Origin of the sequence: Lactiplantibacillus garii, assembly GCF_003885105.1 — a bacterium.
Lineage (GTDB): Bacteria > Bacillota > Bacilli > Lactobacillales > Lactobacillaceae > Lactiplantibacillus > Lactiplantibacillus garii.
Map to the genome: position 1 here is coordinate 1 of NZ_QWZQ01000093.1, position 2,780 is coordinate 2,780.

General features: G+C 37.9%; 2 protein-coding genes and 2 pseudogenes. 2 read left to right on the forward strand and 2 right to left on the reverse strand.

What is annotated here, in order from left to right:
* Window positions 1–120: pseudogene (locus D1831_RS14065) on the forward strand (IS5/IS1182 family transposase); the annotation flags it as partial.
* 96 nt (window positions 121–216) lie between these two features.
* Here D1831_RS14065 and apf read toward each other — a convergent pair.
* A complete protein-coding gene (gene apf / locus D1831_RS14070) occupies window positions 217–1,122 on the reverse strand; it encodes an aggregation-promoting factor (protein ID WP_125073434.1) in 906 nt (301 codons plus the stop codon).
* 459 nt (window positions 1,123–1,581) lie between these two features.
* On the reverse strand, window positions 1,582–1,845 hold the full coding sequence (locus tag D1831_RS14075) for a hypothetical protein (RefSeq protein ID WP_063484976.1): 264 nt from the start codon (window positions 1,843–1,845) through the stop codon (window positions 1,582–1,584).
* A 606-nt stretch (window positions 1,846–2,451) separates the two neighbouring features.
* On the opposite strand from D1831_RS14075, the pseudogene D1831_RS14080 reads away from it, so the two are divergent.
* A pseudogene (locus D1831_RS14080) lies at window positions 2,452–2,646 on the forward strand (transposase); the annotation flags it as partial.
* Window positions 2,647–2,780: the final 134 nt, after the last annotated feature.

Here is a 2,780-nt window from a genome sequence, read left to right on the forward strand (position 1 = left end):
CGCAGTTTTAGCTGGCTAGGAAAATATCGGCGCCTCTGGCGCAATTGTGAGCGAAAGCTGAACACCAGTAAGATGATGATTAGCTTAGCCTTCCTGCGAATACTCTTGAAAAGATTCTAAACACGTTTTCAGCACGGACTTAATAGTAGAAAAAAAGATTGCGAATCAGAAATGATCCGCAATCTTTGCATTTATTTATTAATTTAAAGTGGCTTTTTAGTACCAGCCATTAGCAAGCCAGTAACTCTTGGCGTTGCTCCATGAACCATAACGTGAAGCAACATATCTGTTAGCAACACGTTCTTGGTTGGCAGCGGAGTAGTCACCGTTTAAGTATGAAGCACTTAATTGGTACTTACCGAAGTATTGACCGTTACGAGCAGAATATGAACCACCAGATTCTTTACCAGCAATCCAAGCCTTAGCAGCACTATCAGAACCATTGTTGCTATAGTTTGAGGTTGAACTAGACGTTTGAGTCATCGTCTGAGCAGCAGGTTTGCTAGTTTGTGTTTGACTAGTCTGAGCTGATGATTGTGTCGTGTTCGTTTGTTGAGTCGTCTGTGTTGAAGTCGTTGAGGTTGTTGAAGCTGTTGATGATGCAGCTGAGCTAGTAGCACTTGATGAAGCTTGACTAGTGGTTGCAGCAGAACTTGAAGCTTGGCTAGCAGCTGATTGCGTTGAGCTTGCTGAAAAAGCAGCACTCGTTGCAACACTTGAAGTAGCTTGGCTAGCAGCTGAAGAAGTAGCAGCAGAACTAGTAGCTTGGCTAGCAACTGATTGTGAAGAAGCACTAGTTGCACTGGCACTCGTTGCAGTTGAAGCAGCTGAAGAAGTAGCTTGGCTAGTTGCTGATTGTGGTGCAGCACTTGTAGCAGCAGAAGTCGTGGTTGTTGTAGTAGTACCATTGACTTCAAGCTTATCACCAATGAAGATTAAGTTAACATTAGCTAACTTGTTTGCCTTTTCAATGGCTGAAACTGAAGTGTTGTGAGCTTGGGCAATTGCTGAAACAGTATCGCCGGCCTTAACAGTATAAGTATCAGCGTTGGCAACCGTTGTTGAGATAGCGAATAATGCTAATGCAGCAGTTGATGATAATACAAGGTTTTTGATTTTCATAATAATTAATACACCCTCCCATAATTTGCGTGTGTTCGATTATTTACATATATTTTCTATTGGTCGAGCAGTTGATGTCTCAACCAATCAACAGTGACTAGTATAACTAGTGAGTGTTTGCAGTGCAATAATCAGAACATTACGTTTTTAGGGGGTGCTTGTAATATAAGGCCGTTTTTGTAATGAATTGTAATATTTGGTAGATTGTATCAACATTATTAGAATAAAAGTAGCGGGATAAATATTTCACGACCAAATAGTATCTAATCTATACGTTCAACACCAAGCAATCACACACCACAACGCATCACACCGTATAGATCTTTTAAAACGTCTTCTAAGCGATTTTAAGGTGCATTGATTAATTTAATACCCAAGCATAATAAAGCGTCTTAAAACCGATTTTAACGTAATAAAAACCAGCAAGCTACTTAGTGTAATCTGCTGGCCTATTTTTATTTAATTACAAAGGCTCATCACTGATTGATAACCTAACAACCTTATTAATTCATCAATTAAATCATTTTTCCTATATCCATGGGCTAAAGAAGTAGCCAAAGAGCACGGTCTAAAATTTAACTCACGATAAAGTTGTTCTAAAACAGTTAATATTTTTGAATCAATGTTTGAAATACTACTTTTCGATTGTCCACCCATAGAAGTAATCATTTTTTGTACTAAATCTTTTGTTATCATTTGCTGTATTGAATTGTCTAATTCCATAGTAATTCTCCTAAATATTTTTTCACTAAAAAAACCGCTTAATATTCACACTAAGCGGTTCCTTACTTAGGAGAATATCAATCTACATTGAAGCACGTTGCAAGGCTTCCCTTGTACGTTGCTGTCGGGTCATTGTGTGTAGCCACTAACCGAACTCTCGATACTCGAACGATTTCTTTAATTAAAAATAGTATAACATAGCTATTGGTAGATTGTAAAATAAGCCCCTCGCCAAACTAGCAAGTTAAGATTGGTGAAGGACTTATTTGTTATAAGTTAAGATATTTTTTAATTTAGCCATAATTTTATCATCTGTGTTATATATAAAATCATTAATAATTTTCATTTATAAGCTTCCTATTTAACATAATGCGGCTTTATCCCAAGTAAACCCTTCATGCCCTGATAAAACAACGATCCGTTATTTGGCCTTTGTGAAAATTGCCGGTGCGGGATTGGTATAGGTGAAAATCGCCCGAAAAATCAGAAAATCCACTTTGTGAAGTTAGCCATTCAAACGGCTATACCTTTACCTATAATCAGAAACTGTTTGAGGTTTTTGAAAGACGCTTGAATTTCCGGTAAAATATGTGAAAAAAGGACTTCATTATGACTGATTATCCAAGCAATATCACTCGTGACCAATTTGAATTGATTCGCGTTGACCTTGAGACGTTTCGCAAGCGTACATGTCCTCGAAGGGTGGACCTATTTGATGTCTTCAATGCAGTGCTTTACGAGCTTCGTACGGGCGCTCAATGGCGTCAGTTGCCGCATGATTTTCCGAAATGGCAAACCGTTGACACTTAGAACGTGTTTGGATACTTTGACATTCGATTTGATTTTAGTTAAATTAGATCAAAAACAGGAGTTTTTAATCCATGAAAAGCTTTGCACACCATTATAGTAGCGACATCTCTCGTGAACAATTTGAA